The following is a 1,221-nucleotide window of genomic DNA, read 5'->3' as shown; positions in this document are numbered from 1 at the left end:
CTCGTGGGTGCCGCGGCGGGGACGGGGGTGGTCGCGACGGGCCGGGCGGGCGCCACCGGGGTCGGCACCGGCGGTGCGGGGGCGCGCTCGTCGTCCTCGCGCAGACCCTTCACCTCGGACTTGAAGATCCGCAGGGAGCGGCCGAAGGAACGGGCCGCGTCGGGCAGCCGCTTCGCGCCGAAAAGCACGACGACGACCGCGATGATGATGAGTAGCTCTGGCGCGCCGATGTCAGCCACGTCAACCGTCCTTCGCCCAGGGTCGGACCTGCCGCCGGCCTTCCCTGGCATCGTACGACCGCCTGGTGGGGGCTCGGGCGGGCTCGGGGGGTTCTGTGGACGACGGTGAGCGCCCCCCTGCGCCCTGGGGACGCAGCGGTCCGGCGGCGGGCGCGGGTCGGTCACTCACCGTGGCGTACGGGTGGTCGCGCAGGTGACGGGTTGGGTTCTGACCCGGCGGGTACATCGTGATCTGTCTCGCCGTCGATCACCGGCGCGTCCCCGCCGATGATCTCGTCCTGTCGGAGGCTGTCATGCTCTGGACGCTCATTACCTGGGTGGTTCTCGGTCTGATCGCGGGTGCTCTCGCCCGCCTGCTGGTGCCGGGGCCGGACCCGATGAGCATTCCCGCGACGATCCTGCTCGGTGTCGTCGGCTCGTTCGTCGGGGGTTTCCTCGGCTACGTGCTGTTCGACAAGGACTTCGGTGAGGGCGCGTTGCAGCCCTCGGGGATCGTCGGGTCGATTCTCGGGGCGATCGTGGTGCTGCTGATCTGGCGGGCGGTGGGTGGGCGCCGGCACGCGCTGCGCCGCTGACGCCGCCCATGGCGGCGCGGGGGGTGTTCCCGTGGCGGCGCTCCGCCCGCGACGCCACGGGAACATCCGGGTGCCGGCGCGCCCGAGGGGGCGATCCATGCCTACCCTTCGACGGTGCAGACGCCGCGTGCTGATCGCCGCCTCGCCGCCCGTTTCGGCAGTTTCGACTGTCTGTGGCTGGTCCGCGCCGCCAGCCACACCAGGGGTCGGCCCTGTTCGTCGCGCGCCCAGCGGCTGCGCCGTGGCGCGCCGGGGACGCTGGTGGCGTCCTTTCTGGTGATCGCGGCGCTGCTCGGCGCCTGTACCAGCAACGGCGCCGAGCCCGACCCGCCCGGTGGTACCCGGGCCAGCGCGACGGTGGGGCCGGGCCGTGGCGCCCAGGCCGATGGTCGCGTGCGGGCCGGCGC

At 73.6% G+C, this 1,221-nt stretch carries 3 protein-coding genes; 2 read left to right on the top strand and 1 reads right to left on the bottom strand.

Going from position 1 to position 1,221, the window contains the following annotated elements; translation table 11 throughout:
* On the bottom strand, nucleotides 1–239 hold a 239-nt coding region (tatA, locus tag MXD58_RS24955; protein WP_250610078.1), incomplete at its 3' end, for a Sec-independent protein translocase subunit TatA.
* Between the two features lie 293 nt (nucleotides 240–532).
* On the opposite strand from tatA, the gene MXD58_RS24950 reads away from it, so the two are divergent.
* The gene (locus tag MXD58_RS24950; RefSeq protein ID WP_248839469.1) at nucleotides 533–814 is read left to right on the top strand and encodes a GlsB/YeaQ/YmgE family stress response membrane protein; all 282 of its coding nucleotides are present in this window, start codon (nucleotides 533–535) and stop codon (nucleotides 812–814) included.
* Nucleotides 815–928: 114 nt separating this feature from the next.
* Nucleotides 929–1,221 (top strand): hypothetical protein (locus MXD58_RS24945; RefSeq protein ID WP_250610077.1); only part of this gene is annotated, 293 nt, incomplete at its 3' end.

The organism is Frankia sp. AgKG'84/4, from assembly GCF_023242965.2.
Taxonomy (GTDB): Bacteria; Actinomycetota; Actinomycetes; order Frankiales; family Frankiaceae; genus Frankia.
This window is presented reverse-complemented; position numbering and strand designations above follow the sequence as displayed.